Below are 17,512 nucleotides of genomic sequence, written 5' to 3'. Positions count from 1 at the left end.
CAATCAAAGGAGATTGCCCTCATGAAAAAACTCTTCCGTGCTGCCGCTGTCGCAGCCGTCACCGCCCTGGCTTTGACAGCCTGCGGCGGCGGAGGGTCCAGTGACCCTTCCAACGTCAGCCCCACCGGGGAAATCAAAGCCCGTGAAATCTCGTGGCTGCTTTCGCGGCCGGCCGACGGGGCCGTCATCAACATCATGAAGAAGCTGGCGGACGAGTACGCCAAAGACCACCCGGGCTTCGAACTGAAGCTCATCACCACTCCCGACCGGCCCTCCTACATCCAAAAGCTCGAGACGCTGGCCGCGGCCAACAAGCTCCCCGAGCTCTTCGACACCGACGCCACGCCCTTCGCCCAACAACTGGCCAAACAAGGCAAAATGGTCGACGCCGAAAAGCTGCTGAAGTCCCTGGACGTCTACGACGACTACCGGCCCAGCGCGCTGGATTACCAACGGTTCGACGACGGGTCCCTGAACATGATCCCGTTCCAGTTCGAGCTGGAGTTCGTCTGGTACAACAAAGCCCTGCTGCAGAAGGCCGGGGTCTCCGTCCCGAAGTCCCTCGATGACATCCCCGCCATGTGCACCGCCCTGCGCGATGCCGGCATCACCCCCATCGCCATCGACGGCCAGGACCAGTGGCCGCTCGAGCGGTACGTCGCCTACCAGCCGTTCCGTGAAGCCGGGCCGGACTTCATCCAGAAGCTCAAGAAGGGCGAAGCGAAGTTCTCTGACCCCGCAGGCCAGAAGACCGTCGAATGGCTGGCGGCGCTGGGCAAGGCCAAGTGCTTCCAGGATGGCTTCTCATCGCAGGGCTACTCCGACGCCCAGAACCAGTTCACCTCCGGCCAGGCAGCGATGTACAACATCGGCACCTGGGAGCTGCCCAGCCTGGCAACGGACAAGCTGAATCCTGAAGTGCGCGAGGACATCGATTTCTTCACCTTGCCAACCACTGCAGGATCCGTCACGGCGGCAAACGAGTTCGTGTCGCCGTCGGGCATTGGAATGGCCGTCAACTCCAAGACCTACGACCCGCTGGTCAGCGACTTCCTGAAGTTCGCGCTGAAGAAGTACCCGGCCGAATACGCTGCCACCGGTGCACTCTCGCCGACCACCAATGTGGAGACCGCCCTGCCGGCCAACGCCACACCCTTGTACAAGAAGGCCCTGGAGAAGGCCAACGACCTCGGGGGCAAGCAGGCCATGCCGTGGGACACCCAGCTTGACCCGACAACCAACGGCCGGCTGCAGCAGGAGCTAGTGCTCCTCGTCCAGGGCAATATCACGCCCGAACAGTTCACCAGCACGATGGACAGCACCATCGCGCAGAACGCCCCGAAGTTCTTCAAGTAATCACAGCGGTGGGGGCTGCGGCTGCGGCCCCCACCCGAAAGGCCTAGCCATGCTTCCCAACAGGTCACGACTTTCTGTCCTGGTGTTCCTGCTCCCACCCTTGCTCCTTTACTGCGTCGCCGTGCTGTTCCCCATCGTGCAGTCGCTGTTCCTCAGCTTCTTCTCCTGGAACGGCATCAGCGACATGGAGTTCGTAGGGCTCGCCAACTACGTGCGGATGCTCACCGCAGACGACATCTTCTGGCGCTCCTTCTTCAACGCCCTCGGATATCTCGCCATCTGCCTGGTGCTGCAGCTCGGCGGCGCCCTGCTCGTGGCCAGCCTCCTCACCTCAATGCGACGCGGCCGCGAGCTCATCAAGACCCTCTACCTGCTGCCGGCGGTGATCTCCACCGTGGCCATCGCGTTCCTCTTCGTGCGCATCTACTCGATCGAACCGGTTGGCCTGCTCAACCAGCTCCTGCACTGGATCGGCCTCGGCGCCCTTGAACGGCCGTGGCTCTCGGACATCAACACCGTGCTCACCGCAGTATCGGCTCCGGAAGGGTGGCGGTTCACCGGCCTGTACATGCTCATCATCTACGCGGCGCTGCTGTCCGTCCCGCAGGAACTTGAGGAGGCGGCCCGCCTCGACGGCGCCTCGCGGTGGCAACTGTTCACCAAGATCCGCTTCCCGCACATCATGCCCGTCTGGATCACCACCACGATCATGGCAACCACCTACGGCCTGCGCGGATTCGACATCCCCTACCTCATGACCAACGGCGGCCCCGGACAGTCCTCGGAGCTGCTGACCACCTACATGTACAAGACGGCCTTCTCGAGCACCGACTTCGGATACGCCAGCACCATCGCCGTATTCATCGTCGTCGAGTGCCTGGTGGCCGTAGGGCTCATCCTCTTCCTGCTCAAACGAAAGGCGGACGCATGACCGCGCCGGCAGCTCCGATCACCAGGCCTGTGGCAGTCCCATCAGACGGCCTGCCGCCGCTCCGCCGACGCAAGCCGCCCACGCTTCACAGCACCCTGTCAAGAGTGCTCATCGCCCTCATCGTCATCGTGCAGGTCTACCCTCTCGCCTGGCTTTTCATCACCAGCCTCCGCACCGAACACGACTTCGCGACCGGCGACCCCTTCGCACTGCCAAAGTCCCTGACGTGGGAGAACTACGCCCGCGCCTTCGAGACGGGCAACCTCTGGTTGAACATCCTGAACAGTTTCATCGTCACCATGGGAGCCAATGTCCTGATTGTGCTGCTGGGAATGATGGCAGCCTATGCGTTGCAGGTCCTCGGGTTCCGGTTCAGCAAGTTCGTCCGCAGCCTTTTCCTGGTCGGCATCATCGTGCCCGTCCAGATCGCCCTCGTGCCGCTCTTCATCGACTACTCAACCATCAACCTGCTCGACACGTACCCGTCGATGATCATTCCCCTGGCCGGCTTCGCCCTTCCGATGTCGATCTACCTTTTCTCCTCGTTCTTTGAATACATCCCCCGGGAAACGTACGAGGCCGCGTCCCTTGACGGAGCAGGTCCATACCGGATCTTCGGACTCATCACGCTGCCCCTTTCGGTAAATACCGTCGTGACGGTCGTCCTGGTCAACAGCATCTTCATCTGGAACGATTTCATCTTCGCCAACACCTTCGTCCTTTCCGAAGAACTGAAGACCATTCCACTGGGCCTGCAGAACTACATCGGCGCCATGGGAAAGACGGACTGGACGGCCACGTTTGCCGCCGTCTGCATCACCATCACGCCCCTGCTGCTGGTCTTCCTCGTGCTGAACAAAGCCATGATCCAAGGCCTGGAGAGCGGTGGGAGCAAGGGATGACAGCAGGAACAGCCGGATATACTCCTCAAGGAGGACTCATGAATTCGCAGGAGAACAGTTCGGTCACACCCCTGGGTGCGGCTGCACCCCTCGAACGTCCCGGGCGCCCTCAACCCGTCACGCTCCGGCAGGTAGCCGAGGCCGCGGGCGTTTCGACTGCCACCGTCTCCCTGGTAGTGAACAAGAAAAAGACTGCCCGGATATCCGACGAAACCCGCCAGCGCGTGCGGGACGCCATCCGGGACCTGGGCTATCGGCCGAATGCCATGGCGCAAACCCTGGTCAGCGGGAGTTCGCGGTTCATCGGGCTCGTAGCCGATGCCATTGCCACCACCCCGTTTGCCGGCCAGATCATCCACGGCGCCCAGGATGAAGCCTGGAAGCACGGCTACGCACTTCTCATCGCCAACACCGAAGGCAACCGCGAGCTGGAGACGGACGCGATTGCCATGATGCTCGAATACAAGGTGCGCGGAATCCTCTACTCCACCTGGTTCCACCGGCCCACGGACATCCCGGCCTCCCTTAAGGAGTCGGACTTCGTCCTCGTCAACTGCTTTTCCACGGAACCAGGCTCCCGGGCCGTGGTCCCGGATGAAATACAGGGCGGCCGTTCAGCCACGGAGATCCTGCTGAAACACGGTCACCGCCGCATCGCCTTCATCAACGCCACCATCCCGGCCCCGGCTAAGGACGGACGACTCCAGGGCTACAGGGAAGCGCTGGAAGCGGAAGGCATCCCGTTCGACGCGGGCCTGGTCTTGGAAGCCTACCCAGACCAGGAAGGCGGGTACGGAGCGACCGAGGAACTCCTCAAGCGCGAAGCCACTGCCGTGTACTGCTACAACGACCGAATGGCGATGGGGCTATACGACGGGCTACGCGAGCACGGGCTCTCCATCCCCGAGGACATGGCAGTGGTGGGATTCGATAACCAGGAAGTCATCGCCGCCCACGTCCGGCCCCCACTTTCCACCGTAGCTCTCCCCCACTACGAACTGGGCGCAGCCGGAGTGCGGATGCTCCTGGGCCTTGAAGAAGCACCGGCCGCTGACCCCACAAAAATCCACTGTCCCACCGTGGAACGAAACTCGGTGCGGGCTCTGGCCCCCGCATAGCCGCACCCAGGAATTGGCCAGTGCCGCCGTCAATCGTCCGTGCGTTCGCCCGTACAGCCAGGTCGAGCCTGTCGGATTCCGGTGGTGGTTTCCGACAGGCTCGATCACCGCTATTCATCAGCGGTGCAGGCGGTTGAGTACTACCGTCCGATTACGGCGGAGACCTTAAGAAGATCTCCGAGCGTGCTCATCACTCTGTCCGTGACCTCGCCGACCCCGCCGATGCCGTCAACCTGGGTCAGGATGCCGCGTTCGGCATACTTGGCCACAACGGCCTCGGTCTGCTCGTGGTACAGGTCCAGGCGGTGGCGGATCACGGCTTCGTTGTCATCGCTCCGGCCGGTTTCCTTGGCACGGCCCAACAGGCGCGAGACGAGTTCCTCGTCGTCGGCCGTGAGCTGCAGGACGACGTCGAGCTTTTCTTCGCTGTTCGCGAGGATCCCGTCAAGGTAGTCCACCTGCGCCGTGGTGCGCGGGTAGCCGTCCAGGAGGAAGCCGTTTTCGACGTCGGACTCGCTGAGGCGGTCGCGGACCATCTTGTTGGTGACGCTGTCCGGAACAAAGTCCCCGGCGTCCATGTACTTCTTGGCCTCGATGCCAAGAGGAGTTTCGCCCTTCACGTTGGCGCGGAAGATGTCGCCGGTGGAGACCGCGGCTACACCGAGGCGCTCCGAAATCCGTTCGGCCTGCGTTCCTTTTCCGGAACCGGGTGGTCCGATAATCAGCATTCTCGTCATGTAAAAGCCCCTTCGTGGTACCAGTTTGTTGAACGCTAGCTGTGCTATCTGCCCGGGCTAGAAGAAGCCGAGCTTGTTCTCTGAGTGGCTGACCAGGAGGTTCTTAGTCTGCTGGTAGTGGTCCAGCATCATGGAGTGGTTTTCACGTCCGATGCCCGAGGACTTGTAGCCGCCGAACGCTGCCCCGGCAGGGTAGGCGTGGTAGTTGTTCACCCACACCCGGCCGGCCTGGATCTCACGGCCGGCACGGTAGGCCACGTTGCCGTTACGCGACCAGACGCCGGCGCCAAGGCCGTACAGGGTGTCGTTGGCCATGCTGACTGCGCCCTTGTAGTCGCCGAAGCGTGCAACGGAGACCACCGGGCCGAATATCTCCTCCTGGAAAATCCGCATGCTGTTCTGACCCTCAAAAATGGTCGGCTGGACGTAATAGCCGCCGGCCAGGTCCCCATCGAGCTCCGTCCGTGCACCGCCGGACAGGATTGTGGCGCCCTCTTCGAGTCCGATGTCGATGTAGGAGAGGATCTTCTCCATCTGGCCCACGGATGCCTGGGCGCCGATCTGGGTGTTGGTGTCCAGCGGGTTGCCCTGGATGATCTGTTCTGTCCTGGCCACGGCATCGGCCATGAAGGAATCGTAGATACCGTCCTGGACGAGGGCACGGGAGGGGCTGCTGCAGACTTCGCCCTGATTGAAGGCGTAAAGGGTGAAGCCCTCCAGCGCCTTGTCGTAGAACGCGTCGTTGGATTCGGCAACATCGTTGAAGAAGATGTTCGGGCTCTTGCCGCCGAGTTCCAGGGTGACCGGGATCAGGTTCTGGCTGGCGTACTGGCTGATCAGGCGCCCGGTGGAGGTCTCGCCGGTGAACGCGATCTTGCGGATCCGCGGGCTGGAGGCCAGCGGCTTACCCACTTCCGCCCCGAAACCGTTGACGATATTCAGCAGGCCCGCAGGCAGCAGGTCCGCAATGAGTTCCGCCAGGACCAGGATGGAGGCCGGGGTGTTGGAAGCGGGCTTGAGCACCACCGCGTTGCCGGCCGCCAGGGCAGGAGCCATCTTCCAGACGGCCATCAGGATGGGGAAATTCCACGGGATAATCTGGCCCACGACGCCGAGGGGTTCGTGGAAGTGGTAGGCCGTGGTGTCGTCGTCGAGCTGGGACAGCCGGCCTTCCTGGGCGCGGATGGCGGAGGCAAAGTAGCGGAAGTGGTCCGCGGCGAGCGGAATGTCCGCATTCAACGTTTCGCGGATGGGCTTGCCGTTGTCCCACGATTCGGCGACGGCGAGCATCTCAAGGTTCGCGTCGATCCGGTCGGCGATCTTGTTCAGCACGGCGGCGCGCTCTGTGGCCGAAGCCTTGCCCCACGCCGGTGCGGCCTTGTGCGCGGCATCGAGTGCGAGCTCAACGTCCGCGGCGGCGCCGCGTGCCACCTCGGTGAATTGCTTTCCGTTCACCGGGGAAACGTTCTCGATGTATTGGCCGGTCGTTGGAGCCACCCATTCTCCGCCGATCCAGTTCTCATAGCGGTCCTTGAACTGGACCTTGGATCCTGATTGGCCGGGCTGTACATAAACAGTCATGGTCACTCCTCTGGAAAACAGACGTCTTCGTCCTGGCCCCCATGCTAGAACTTCAAAGGTTGCGACCAGGCTGCAAAGGGTGCCGCCAGCTACCGACCTCGGACCGGACGCGTCGTCCCCGCCACTTGACTCGGCGGCCGCGACGACCTTGGCCCGTTCCCTACGGAAAGTTGGTTAGTCTTCGCCCAGGTTTTCCCTGAGCAGGGCGCGATGTTCGATGGCGGCTTGCCTGTGGAGCGCGCGGCCGGCGTCGGTGAGTTCCAGGAACAGTGAGCGCCGGTCATCTTCGCAGGACTGGCGGGAAATGAGTCCGGCTTTGTCGAGCCGGTCCACCACCTTGGACATGGCGCTCTGGGTCATGGGCGTGCGCTCACCGAGCTGCTTCATGCGGCATGCCGCATCCGTGCTTTCGGCCACAAGGTCCAGGATTTCAAACTCCGTCAGGCCGATGCTGAACTTCGATTCCAGCGCACGGTCGATCGCGGCCGCGGTGCGGAAGTAGGTGCTCTGGATGCCGCGCCATTGGTCAACCAGCTGGCGGTCCTGCGGTGTTGCCATGCAGCGATTCTAGTTCATGACTAATTAAAAGTCCACGTCATAATATTCCTTGTCATTCAATGACGTGTCATATAAGTTGTTCCCATGACTTCAACTTCCACCCTTGAAAGATCAGCCGGAGACCGGCTTACGGCCGTGCGCTGGACCCGTGCACAATGGATGCTCCTCCTGGTCCTGTGCACCGTTCTGGCCCTCGACGCACTGGACGTATCAATGGTCGGTGTGGCCCTGCCCTCGATCGGCACCGAACTTAGTCTCGGAACCGAATCCCTGCAGTGGATCGTCTCCGCCTACGTGCTCGGCTACGGAAGCCTGCTCCTGCTCGGCGGTCGCATGGCGGACCTGCTCGGCCGGCGGCGCATCTTCCTGATTGCGCTCAGCGTTTTCGCCGCCGCATCCCTGCTCGGCGGACTGGTGGATGACCCGGCCCTGCTGATCGCCACCCGTTTCGTCAAGGGCCTGGCCGCCGCATTCACGGCTCCCGCTGCCTTCTCGATCATCACCACCAGCTTCGCTGAAGGGCGCGAACGCAACCGTGCCTTGTCCATCTTCACCACGTTCGGCGCCAGCGGATTCTCCCTCGGCCTGGTCGTGGGAGGCCTCATGACTTCCCTGAGCTGGCGCTGGACCTTCCTGGTCTCCGTTCCGGTGGCAATCGCCGTCGTGATCCTTGGCCTGAAGTACATCCCCCGGGACGGAGCGCCAGGCCGGGCCGCCGACGGGGAGCAGGAAAGCGGGCATGACGTCTGGGGCGCCATCACGCTCGCGGGCGGCATGCTGGGGCTGGTGTACACGCTGGTAGCGGCGCCGGGGAACGGCTGGGGATCTGTGGCAACTATCGCCGGATTCGTAGCCTCCACCGCGGTGCTGGCAGCGTTCGCCGTGATCGAAAACCGCGTCAAGCACCCCCTGATCCGGTTCAGCATCCTCAAGGAAGGCTGGGTTGCCCGGGCCAACCTCAGTGCCGTGGGGCTGTTCGGCTCCTACCTGAGTTTCCAGTTCATCCTGACGCTCTACCTGCAGTCCGTACTGGGATGGAGCCCCCTTGGCATGGCCATGGCGCTGCTCCCGACCGGCCTGCTGGTTGCCTCGAGCGCACCCTTCGCGGACCGGCTCATCGAGAGATTCGGTGCCCCGCGGCTGATCCTGACCGGACTGGCGTCGTTGACGCTCGGATACGTGCTGTTCCTTCGCGTAGGCACCTCACCAAATTACGTGACCGACATTCTGCCGTCCGTCCTACTGCTGGGGATCGGTTTCGCCCTGGCCTTCCCGTCCATCAACGTCCAGGCTACCGCTGGCATCCGTGACTCCGAGCAAGGTCTGGCCGCGGGCCTGATCCAGACCAGCACCCAAGTCGGTGCCGCCCTGGTGCTGGCCGTCACCACGGCAATGGTGAGCGGTCACGGCAACGCGCCCGAGGCAGGTGCCGCCGTCGATGCTGCCGCGATGCTGGAACAGTACCGGCCGGGCCTGATCCTGAGCGCGGCGGTGGCCGTGGCTGCCCTCATTATTGCCGCGACGCCCAAGCTGTCGCTGGGCAAAAGGCGACAGTCGGAAGTGGAGTCCGACGAGCGCCTCTTGGACACACAATGAGCCTTGAGCAACCGAGAGCAGTTGAAACCGGCCTAAGCCGCGCCGAGACCACAGCCCTAAAGCTCCCCACGCCCCCCCGGAATGCCGATAGCGGATCCGCCCTGTTGCTATGCGGCAGGCAGCGGGCTGGCTTGAATGATGATGTTTTTCCCCCATAGGTCTTCCGTAAAACACGTGATCAGGACGAGACGGCCCGGCGCCTTGTCCCAGATCGCGCTGTCCTTCAGGGTGTCCTTGTACTCCGTGGTGACCCGATCGATTTTGTAGTAGACCGGTCCTTCTGCCGTGGTGACGGTCAATACATCACCAGGTTGTGACAGGGAACTGATGTTGTTGAATGGGGACGCCCGCCCCTCCCAGCTGTGCCCAACGATGTAGGTGGTGTTAGTGGACCAGGCGCCAGGGACCCCGTACGGGGTAAGCCAGTAGGCGTCCGCGGTGTGTGGAGGAACGATGGAACCGAGGCTCGTCTCCTGCTCAGTCGGAGACAACGGCAGGACGGCTTGATCCATCTCCACCGCCCCATACGTGATGTGCAATGGCGGTGAGCCAGTAGAGGAAGCGTCGGCCTCCTCCAGTGCATTGTCAGGCGGGCGTGCGGCAAGGAAGGACTGCGGTGGGGCGGAAGTTTGCGGACTCGTTGTAACTGTCTGTGAAGACCCCCACCCCAAAAGCACTGCGGCCAGCGATACCACACCACCAAGCGAGCGGACCACCGCCGCCCTGCCCACGGTTCTCGCCTTCCGCTTTCCAGCACGAGCGCGCCCGGCCGACGACGAACGCCCAACCAGGTGTGCCGGGCCCGGCGTGCGGAGGTGCCGGCCGCTTGGAACAGATCCCCGCCGCAAGCCTCTACTCCTGACTGCTCCGACGCCTACCTGCTACCGGCCTGACGGCAAATACGATTGCTGTGGTTACTGCAAGAGCGGCAGCGATTCCGCCGAAAACCGCCGGGCCTCCGTTTGAACGGCTTACCGCCGTGTCAACGTTGGTGCCTTTGTTCCTGCCCAACCCGCCCGTGTCGGCCAGTGGCACTGCCGATGCAGAGGGGGTGGATTCCGTCTCGTTAGCCCGCGGTGTGGTGGTGTCAGTTGCCGTCGGTGAAGGGCTTTGGGTTGTCGTTGCAGACGTCGTCGCAGCGTCGGTCTCTGTCGCAGTGGCGGTCTGACTGGTTGTCGTCGTTGGCGTCCCAGTGGCGGGGGCCGATGTGCTGGGCGTTGTGGCGCAGGAGGGACTGGTAAACACGTTCGTATCCAGTGCGACCTGCCCGTTACGGGCCAATGCCCGCCCCTCTACTGTTGCGCCAGTCTCGACAGTTATCGACGTAAGGGCAAGAATGGTCCCTTTGAAACTTGAGGCGGTGCCCAAAGTAGCTGAGCTGCCAACCTGCCAGAACACGTTGCAGGCTTGGGCCCTGTTGGTCAGGATGATGCTGCTGGTCGACGCGGTGATTAGCGTCGAAGCTGCTTGGAAGACAAATACGGAGTTGGGATTGCCTTGGCCGTCAAGCGTGAGCTGTCCGCTGAGGGCCAACGAGGAAGTGGACCCGTAGACGCCTTCCGTCAGGGTCCTGCCCACAAGGTCTCCCGAAACGCTGGTAGTCAACGGTTGGCCTGCGGCGTTGTTGTAGGCAATGGTCACGTCCGACTGCGCTTGCAGGGCCACCGCATCTGCTGCGTGGGTGGCTCCGGCCGAATTGCCCGGCGGAAACCCGGTGATCGCAGTCCCCGGGCTGACGCCAAGGTCCCTCTGGAGTGTGGTGGGACCGGTGTTGGTCACTGTGGTGCCGGCAAGCACGGAGTAGGAGGTGGCGGTGCCTAAATTGACCGGGGTGGCCGCGAACGCCGGCGCCTGCTGCCACAGGATGGCTGCGGCCAGGATGACAACGCCGGCTGCCCCGCCTGCTGCTGCTGCTGTTCGACGGCGAAACACCGTCGATGTGTGCTTATATGACCCATGTTGCGCAGAGTTGTGTTCCATGGCAGTCCCTTCCCCGGTAGGGCAAACGCCCTAAGACACTGCCCCACAAATTTGTAAGGGAGCTTACTGTCGGACTCTACGCCCGAAACTGCGGCGGACCTAAGACGTGGGTTGACTGAAAACCAGCCCTTCGGGCGGCCCAGCAATTGCCGGCGAGCGCGTGGGTTCCTATCCACGCAGGTCAGTGTCGAATGGTGCCGTTCTGGCCGATTTCCGACGCCGCCATATTCACCGAATAATTAAACAATTATTTGGATAAATTTCGGCCGTTCACGGCATCCCACCTCTCGCTTCCCTAGCGCTGGATAAGCCAGGACATGGACTGCGCCACGGAAAACACTGGGTGAACGTCTGGCTAACCAGGCTAAAGAGCCGCCCCTTGACCCTTTGAACGTGCGGATACTGGAAGGCATGACTAACTTTACTCGTCGTCAAGTACTGCGCTCAGCAGGGGTCGCTGCCGTGGCTGGGGCCATGGTCTCCGGCACCGCAGCAAGTGGCTTTTCCGCCTCGCAGGGTGGCGTCTTCTGCCACGGGGTCGCCTCGGGAGACCCGATGGCGGACAGCGTGCTGCTTTGGACCCGCGTGACGCCAGCGCCCGCAGCGCTGCCAGGCACCGGACTGGGCCCGGATGTGTCCGTCGGCTGGGAAATCGCTGCGGACGCTGGCTTCAAGAAGATCGTGGCCAGGGGTACTGCCGCCACCGGCGCGGCCCGGGACCATACGGTCAAGGTCATCGCGGGCCGGCTGGCCCCCGCCACCAACTACTGGTATCGCTTCAAGCTGGGACAGGCCGTATCGCCGGCGGGCCGTACCCGCACCGCCCCCGCGGCGGGTGCGGCCGTGGACCGGCTGAAGTTCGGCGTCGTGTCGTGCGCCAACTGGCAGGCGGGCTACTTTTCGTCCTACCGCCATCTCGCCGCGCGCGGCGACCTCGACGCCGTGCTTCACCTCGGCGACTACCTCTACGAATACGGGCCCGGCGAATACCAGGCGCGCGACGTCGTCGTCCGCCCCCACGAACCCGCTCACGAAATGACACAGCTCGCGCACTATCGGCGCCGTCACGCCCAGTACAAAACCGATCCTGACCTGCAAGCCCTGCACGCCGCCGCCCCGTTCATCGTGACCTGGGATGACCATGAATCGGCCAACGACGCCTGGAAGGGCGGCGCCGAAAACCACACCGAGGGCGCCGAAGGCGCGTGGAGCGAGCGCGTCGCCGCCGCGCAGAAGGCTTACGCCGAATGGATGCCCGTGCGCTATGAGCCTGGCGGCCAACTGTACCGACGCCTGGACTTCGGCTCCCTCGCCAGCCTGTCCATGCTGGACCTGCGCTCCTACCGTGACCAGCAGGCCGCCAACGGTGCCGACCCCTCCGTCAGCAGCCCCGCCCGCACTATCACCGGCGCCGCACAGATGGACTGGCTGCTGGGCAACCTCAAGTCCACGGGCCCGCAATGGAAGCTTGTGGGCAATCCCGTCATGATTGCGCCCGTCCGCGTTCCCTCGACCCTGAACACCGCAGAACTGGCCGGTGTGCAAAAGCTGATGGGCGGCACGAGCATCAGCGGCGTGCCTTATAACGTGGACCAATGGGACGGCTACGAGGCGGACCGCAACCGCGTGGTCCGCCACCTGCGGGATAACGCCGTCAAGGACACCGTGTTCCTCACCGGCGACATCCACTCCGGCTGGGCCTGCGACATCCCCGCGGATCCGGCCAGCTACCCGGCCACCGGCGATTCCGTGGCCGCGGAACTCGTCTGCACTTCCGTCACGAGCGACAATCTCGACGACATCCTGAACGTTCCGCCCCGGACCGGATCCGTCGGCGTCGAGAACGCCATCAAGGCGGCCAACCCGCACGTGAAGTACCTGGACTTCGACTCGCACGGCTACTCCGTCCTGGACGTGACAGCCGCCGGCGTTCGGATGGACTGGTACGTCCTCGCCGAACGCACCTCCGCCAGCTCAGGAGCCACACTGTCCACATCATTCAACGTCCAAGCCAACTCCGGCAAAGTCACCCCGACTCAGGGAGGACTCCAGTGAGCCGTTCACCGCAGCAGGGCACGCCCGCCAGCAGCGGACTTTCGACGCCGGGACGCCGGCAGTTCCTGCAAATCGCCGCCGCCGGCGGGGCCGCCGTCGTCCTTTCAGCGGCACCGGGCACCGTCTGGGCTGCCCCCGCCGCTGGACGGACCCGAAGCTACGTGCTGGTGGTGGACGGCTGCCGGCCGGATGAGATTACGCCCGCCCTGACGCCGAGGCTGGCTGCACTGCGTGATGCAGGCACCAATTTCCCGGCGGCACGCTCCCTGCCGGTGATGGAGACCATCCCCAACCACGTCATGATGATGACGGGTGTCCGCCCGGACCGCTCGGGCGTGCCGGCCAACTCCATCTTCGACCGGACCGAAGGCATGATCCGGGACCTCGACCGGCCCACGGACCTGCGATTCCCAACCCTCCTGGAGCGGCTGCAGGAGCTCGGCCTCAGCACGGGCTCCGTGCTCAGCAAGAAGTACCTTTACGGCATCTTCGGTGCCCGCGCCAGCTACCGGTGGGAACCCCAGCCCGTGCTTCCCGTAACCGGCCACGCGCCCGACGCCGCCACCATGGACGCCCTGCTGGCCATGGTGAGCGGCCCGGACCCGGACTTTGTGTTCACCAATCTGGGCGACATCGACCGCGTGGGCCACTCAGACGTTTCCGGAACCACGCTGCGTGCGGCGCGTGAGACCGCCCTGGCGGAAACAGACCTGCAGGTGGGCCGCTTCATCGACCACCTCAAGAACACCGGCAAATGGGACTCCAGCGTGGTGATGGTCCTCGCCGACCATTCCATGGACTGGTCCATCCCCAGCAACCTCATCTCGATCAACCTCATCCTCCAGTCCCGTCCGGAGCTGCAGTCGAACATCACGATTGCCCAGAACGGCGGCGCGGACCTGCTCTACTGGACCGGCCCCGAACCGGACCGCGCGGCCGGACTGGCCGCCGTCGAACAGCTGGTCCGGGCGCATGAGGGCGTGCTGTCGGTCAACAGGCCGTCAGACCTCCGGCTCGGGGCCGAGGCCGGCGACCTGGTGGCCTACTGCCGCGCGGGCTGGCGCTTCTCCGATCCGTACGTCGCGTCCAACCCGATCCCCGGCAACCACGGTCACCCCGCCACAGAGCCCATTCCCTTCTTCATATCAGGCGGCAGCCCCGCGGTGGTCAAAGGCTCGGTATCCTCCGAACCAGCCCGGACCGTCGACGTCGCGCCCACCATCGGCGGAATATACGGACTCAAGGCCCCGGCGGGTGGCTACGACGGCACGGGCCGGGTCTCGGGCAAGGCGTAAGGATCGTACTGAGCAGTCCCGCCGTCGTCCGTTGTTCTGTCAGGATTACTGGGCTCAGTAGGCCTTAACGCGCTGTTCCACGATGAGATGGATAAGGGCGAAGACACCGTCCTCGTCGATGGCCGCCAGGGCGGCGTCCAGTGCGGCCGGAACGTCACTGTCCTCGGTGACAGTGATCCCGAAACCGCCGAAGGCCCGGGCCATCAGGCCGAAGTCCGGGTTCTTCAGCTGTGTCCCGGACACGCGTGCGGGATAGTGCCGCTCCTGGTGGGTGCGGATGGTGCCGTATTCCTGGTTGTCCATGACGATCACCAGCGGGGTGGCCCCGTACTGGGCGGCGGTGGCCAGCTCCTGGCCGTTCATGAGGAACTCGCCGTCCCCGGCGATAGTGACCACGCGGCGCCGGGGGTCGGCCAAGGATGCCGCGATGGCTGAGGGAACCGAGTAGCCCATTGAGCCGTTGCGGGCGCTGATCATGGAGGCGTAGCGGCGGGTGGGGAAGTAGCGGTGGGCCCAGTTGGTGTGCTCCCCCGCACCGAACGTCACCAGTGAATCCTCGGGCAGCCTCGGCACCAGGTTCGCCATCAGAGTGTCCATTCTTGCCTGCCCCGCTGCCGGCGCCGCCGGGGGAAGCGCGGCAAACCGCTCCTGCTCGCCCCGCATCCGGTCCGTCCAAGCTTTCCACTTTTCCTTCGCCGGCAGGTTGATGCCCACAAGGTCGCGGACGAAGGCCTCGGGCTTGGCCAGAATCTGCCGCGAAACGGGTCCCGACCGGCCCCGGAGTGAGGGGTCGGCTGTGACCAGGAAGTTCTTTTTGTTCCAGTCCTGCCGGCAGACGAAGCCGTCCGTAATCACGTCGCCCGGCACTGTCCCCACAAACACCAGCAGGTCGGTTTCCTCCAGGAGGTCGTAGGTGGGGCGGGGGCGGCCGTAGCCAATGGGGCCCACGTAGGACGGGGAATCGAAGGAGACCGTTCCCTGCGTCCGCCATTCAGCTGCGGCCGGAATATGGTGCCGTTCCAGCCATCCGGACAGCTGGTCAGCTGCTCCCTGCGTCCAGTCGTTGCCGCCGGTGACAAAGAGCGGCTTGCTGGATTCTGCCAGCGCAGCCTCCAGGGCGGCGGCGTCGGAGCTGCTCATGCCGCCTGCCGCCACCGGAATGGCGGGGTGCAGCGCCGGGTCAATCTGCTGCCGGATAATGTCCTCCGGCAGGCCCACCACCACCGGGCCAGGCCGCCCGCTCATGGCCGCAAACATCGCCTCGGCCACGATCTCGGACGCCCGCTCCGCGTGGTCAAGGACCATCACGCGCTTCGCCCCCGTACCGAACCAGGCCTTGATGTCGAACTCCTGGAACGCCTCGCGGTCGCGATGTGCGAAGGGGATCAGGCCGACGAACAGCAGCATGGGGGTGGAGTCCTGCCACGCGGTGTGCAGGCCCACATGCGCGTTGGCCGCGCCGGGCCCCCGGGTCACCATCGCTATGCCCGGGCGCTGGTGCATCTTGCCGTCGGCCTCGGCCATGTAGGCGGCGCCGCCCTCGTGCCGGCAGACGATTGTTTCAATATCCGAGTTGTGCAGGCCGTCCAGGACGTCCAGGAAGCTCTCGCCGGGAACCACATAGGTGCGCTCCACACCATGGGCCACCAGCGAATCAACAATCACGTGCCCGGCTGATTTCAGTGCCTGGCCGGTGCCGGCGTGGGGCACCTCCGGATGGCTTGCCTGCCGGGAGCCGTGCTCGGAATTCCCGACGGCGGCGGGCAGGGTGTGGGATGCGGTCAGGGTTGCTTCGGTTTCCGTTGTCATGGGCTTTCTTTGGCTGTTTGGACTGGTTGGCGTTCGCAGCGGATGGTGCGGGCTTTATCTGAAGGACTCCCCGGGCGGGTTGGCGATCACGGGGGCTGTGCCGGTGAAGCCTTCGCGGGTCTCGGCGATCTCACGGATGCGGGTGCGGCAGGCGTACCAGCCGAACACCATCAGCACGGAGGCGATGGCGGTGACGAGCATGGTGAGGGGTGAGTCGATGAACACCATCACCAGGACGCTCGCGAGGAAGAGCAGCGAGAGGTAGCCGGTGTACGGGGCGCCGAACATGCGGAAGGAGGGGCGTTTGAGCCAGCCCTTGTTCGCCCAGCGTTGGAGCTGGATCTGGCAGAGCACAATGGTTGCCCAGGTCATGATGATGCCCACGGACGCGACGTTCAGCACGATTTCGAAGGCCTGTGCGGGGACCAGGTAGTTCAGCGGGACGCCGAGGAGGGACACTCCGGCGGTGATGGCGATGCCGCCGTAGGGGACGCCGGCCTTGTTCATCCGGCCCGCGAACTTCGGGGCGGAGCCGTTCACGGACATGGAGCGGAGTATGCGTCCGGTGGAATATAAGCCGGCGTTCAGCGAGGAGAGCGCGGCGGTGAGGACCACCAGGTTCATGATGACGTCCACGCCCTGGATGCCGATGGAACCGAAGAACGTCACGAACGGGCTGACGCCCTTTTCATAGGACGTGTACGGCAGCAGGAGGGCGAGCAGGATGACGGAGCCGACGTAGAAGACCGCGATCCTGAAGACCACGGAGTTGATGGCCTTGGGCATGATCTTTTCCGGGTTCTCGGTCTCGCCGGCGGCGGTGCCCACGAGTTCAATGGAGGCGTAGGCGAACAGGACGCCCTGCATCAGGATGATCATGGGGAGCAGCCCGTTGGGGAAGATCCCGCCGTTGTCCGAGAGGAGGCTGAGGCCCACCGGCTGGCCGTCCACGGGGGTGCCGAAGATGACGAAGTAGGTGCCCACCACGAGGAAGACCACCAGCGCGGCGACCTTGATCAGGGCGAACCAGAACTCGAGCTCACCGAACACCTTGACGGAGACGAGGTTCAGGGCGAGGACCACCACGAGGGCGATCAGGGCCCAGGCCCATTGCGGGACAGCCGCCATCCAGGGGATGTAGTTGCCGAAGAAGTTCATGTAGAGCGCGGCGGCGGTGATGTCCACGATGGTGGTGGTGGCCCAGTTGATCCAGTAGAACCAGCCGGAAACGAACGCGGCTTTCTCGCCGAAGAATTCGCGGGCGTAGGAAACAAACGAGCCCGACGACGGCCGGTGCAGCACCAGCTCGCCCAGCGCCCGCAGGATAAGGAACGCGAAGAAACCGCAGACGGCGTAGGCGATAACCAGCGACGGGCCCGCAGCGTTCAGCCGGCCGCCGGCGCCGAGGAACAGGCCGGTGCCGATCGCGCCGCCGATGGCGATCATCTGGATCTGCCGCGGTTTGAGGTTCTTGTGGTAGCCCTTGTCCTCCGCGTGCAGGGCAGACTCAGAGGCGTGCGCGTGGCCGCCGTCGGCCTGTTTCAGTACAACCTCGTCATTGGGGCTGATGGGCATGGTTGATCCTTTCGATACG

The 17,512-nt window shown here is 64.1% G+C and carries 14 protein-coding genes; 7 read left to right on the top strand and 7 right to left on the bottom strand.

The genetic code is table 11. The features are described 5' to 3' along the window. Positions 1–21: 21 nt before the first annotated feature. From ACX80V_RS20845 to ACX80V_RS20830, 4 genes are read left to right on the top strand one after another with little or no spacing between them, the layout of a single operon-like run. The gene (locus ACX80V_RS20845) at positions 22–1,356 is read left to right on the top strand and encodes an ABC transporter substrate-binding protein (protein WP_485844744.1); all 1,335 of its coding nucleotides are present in this window, start codon (positions 22–24) and stop codon (positions 1,354–1,356) included. Positions 1,357–1,405: 49 nt separating this feature from the next. Beyond that, positions 1,406–2,287, top strand: coding sequence for a carbohydrate ABC transporter permease (locus ACX80V_RS20840; RefSeq protein ID WP_056341101.1), 882 nt, complete (start codon positions 1,406–1,408; stop codon positions 2,285–2,287). Further along, positions 2,284–3,189, top strand: a complete 906-nt coding sequence (locus ACX80V_RS20835) for a carbohydrate ABC transporter permease (RefSeq protein WP_485844743.1) — start codon at positions 2,284–2,286, stop codon at positions 3,187–3,189. The genes ACX80V_RS20840 and ACX80V_RS20835 overlap by 4 nt, the downstream gene beginning before the upstream one ends. A 38-nt stretch (positions 3,190–3,227) precedes the next feature. Further along, positions 3,228–4,307 (top strand): LacI family DNA-binding transcriptional regulator, encoded by a 1,080-nt coding sequence (locus ACX80V_RS20830; protein WP_485844742.1) that lies wholly within the window; start codon positions 3,228–3,230, stop codon positions 4,305–4,307. A 140-nt stretch (positions 4,308–4,447) separates the two neighbouring features. Here ACX80V_RS20830 and ACX80V_RS20825 read toward each other — a convergent pair whose 3' ends face one another. The 3 genes from ACX80V_RS20825 to ACX80V_RS20815 form a co-directional block, all read right to left on the bottom strand. Further along, positions 4,448–5,035 (bottom strand): adenylate kinase, encoded by a 588-nt coding sequence (locus ACX80V_RS20825; protein ID WP_248764054.1) that lies wholly within the window; start codon positions 5,033–5,035, stop codon positions 4,448–4,450. Between the two features lie 66 nt (positions 5,036–5,101). After that, on the bottom strand, positions 5,102–6,625 hold the full coding sequence (gene exaC, locus ACX80V_RS20820) for an acetaldehyde dehydrogenase ExaC (RefSeq protein WP_485844741.1): 1,524 nt from the start codon (positions 6,623–6,625) through the stop codon (positions 5,102–5,104). A 174-nt stretch (positions 6,626–6,799) separates the two neighbouring features. Beyond that, on the bottom strand, positions 6,800–7,183 hold the full coding sequence (locus tag ACX80V_RS20815) for a MarR family winged helix-turn-helix transcriptional regulator (RefSeq protein ID WP_485844740.1): 384 nt from the start codon (positions 7,181–7,183) through the stop codon (positions 6,800–6,802). Between the two features lie 84 nt (positions 7,184–7,267). On the opposite strand from ACX80V_RS20815, the gene ACX80V_RS20810 reads away from it, so the two are divergent. After that, positions 7,268–8,779 carry an MFS transporter gene (locus tag ACX80V_RS20810; RefSeq protein ID WP_485844739.1) on the top strand — a complete coding sequence of 504 codons (1,512 nt, stop codon included), beginning with the start codon at positions 7,268–7,270 and terminating at the stop codon, positions 8,777–8,779. A 107-nt stretch (positions 8,780–8,886) separates the two neighbouring features. On the opposite strand, the gene ACX80V_RS20805 is transcribed toward ACX80V_RS20810, so the two are convergent. Both ACX80V_RS20805 and ACX80V_RS20800 read right to left on the bottom strand, forming a co-directional pair. After that, positions 8,887–9,291 (bottom strand): class F sortase, encoded by a 405-nt coding sequence (locus ACX80V_RS20805; RefSeq protein WP_485844738.1) that lies wholly within the window; start codon positions 9,289–9,291, stop codon positions 8,887–8,889. A 340-nt stretch (positions 9,292–9,631) separates the two neighbouring features. Next, positions 9,632–10,711 carry an ice-binding family protein gene (locus ACX80V_RS20800; RefSeq protein WP_485844737.1) on the bottom strand — a complete coding sequence of 360 codons (1,080 nt, stop codon included), beginning with the start codon at positions 10,709–10,711 and terminating at the stop codon, positions 9,632–9,634. A 459-nt stretch (positions 10,712–11,170) separates the two neighbouring features. Between ACX80V_RS20800 and ACX80V_RS20795 the strand changes: the two genes are divergently transcribed. Continuing rightward, complete coding sequence (locus ACX80V_RS20795; protein ID WP_485844736.1) at positions 11,171–12,814, top strand: alkaline phosphatase D family protein; 1,644 nt, start codon at positions 11,171–11,173, stop codon at positions 12,812–12,814. After that, positions 12,811–14,109 (top strand): alkaline phosphatase family protein, encoded by a 1,299-nt coding sequence (locus ACX80V_RS20790; protein WP_485844735.1) that lies wholly within the window; start codon positions 12,811–12,813, stop codon positions 14,107–14,109. The genes ACX80V_RS20795 and ACX80V_RS20790 overlap by 4 nt, the downstream gene beginning before the upstream one ends. Before the next feature lie 54 nt (positions 14,110–14,163). Here ACX80V_RS20790 and ACX80V_RS20785 read toward each other — a convergent pair whose 3' ends face one another. Continuing rightward, positions 14,164–15,918, bottom strand: coding sequence for a thiamine pyrophosphate-dependent enzyme (locus ACX80V_RS20785; protein WP_485844734.1), 1,755 nt, complete (start codon positions 15,916–15,918; stop codon positions 14,164–14,166). Between the two features lie 54 nt (positions 15,919–15,972). Next, a complete protein-coding gene (locus ACX80V_RS20780; protein ID WP_485844733.1) occupies positions 15,973–17,493 on the bottom strand; it encodes an amino acid permease in 1,521 nt (506 codons plus the stop codon). Positions 17,494–17,512 lie beyond the last annotated feature (19 nt).

Source organism: Pseudarthrobacter arbutini (assembly GCF_054510915.1).
The sequence above is the reverse complement of the archived record's forward strand: the minus strand, read 5'-3'. Positions and strand labels throughout refer to the sequence as shown.

What these genes read in the sequence shown, in the direction of transcription:
- ACX80V_RS20810 (WP_485844739.1), top strand. Translation starts at nt 7,268, where the DNA reads ATGACTTCAACTTCCACCCTTGAAAGATCAGCCGGAGACCGGCTTACG.
- ACX80V_RS20780 (WP_485844733.1), bottom strand. Translation starts at nt 17,493, where the DNA reads ATGCCCATCAGCCCCAATGACGAGGTTGTACTGAAACAGGCCGACGGC.
- ACX80V_RS20835 (WP_485844743.1), top strand. Translation starts at nt 2,284, where the DNA reads ATGACCGCGCCGGCAGCTCCGATCACCAGGCCTGTGGCAGTCCCATCA.
- ACX80V_RS20815 (WP_485844740.1), bottom strand. Translation starts at nt 7,183, where the DNA reads ATGGCAACACCGCAGGACCGCCAGCTGGTTGACCAATGGCGCGGCATC.
- ACX80V_RS20845 (WP_485844744.1), top strand. Translation starts at nt 22, where the DNA reads ATGAAAAAACTCTTCCGTGCTGCCGCTGTCGCAGCCGTCACCGCCCTG.
- ACX80V_RS20840 (WP_056341101.1), top strand. Translation starts at nt 1,406, where the DNA reads ATGCTTCCCAACAGGTCACGACTTTCTGTCCTGGTGTTCCTGCTCCCA.
- exaC (WP_485844741.1), bottom strand. Translation starts at nt 6,625, where the DNA reads ATGACTGTTTATGTACAGCCCGGCCAATCAGGATCCAAGGTCCAGTTC.
- ACX80V_RS20830 (WP_485844742.1), top strand. Translation starts at nt 3,228, where the DNA reads ATGAATTCGCAGGAGAACAGTTCGGTCACACCCCTGGGTGCGGCTGCA.
- ACX80V_RS20795 (WP_485844736.1), top strand. Translation starts at nt 11,171, where the DNA reads ATGACTAACTTTACTCGTCGTCAAGTACTGCGCTCAGCAGGGGTCGCT.
- ACX80V_RS20805 (WP_485844738.1), bottom strand. Translation starts at nt 9,291, where the DNA reads ATGGATCAAGCCGTCCTGCCGTTGTCTCCGACTGAGCAGGAGACGAGC.
- ACX80V_RS20825 (WP_248764054.1), bottom strand. Translation starts at nt 5,035, where the DNA reads ATGCTGATTATCGGACCACCCGGTTCCGGAAAAGGAACGCAGGCCGAA.
- ACX80V_RS20785 (WP_485844734.1), bottom strand. Translation starts at nt 15,918, where the DNA reads ATGACAACGGAAACCGAAGCAACCCTGACCGCATCCCACACCCTGCCC.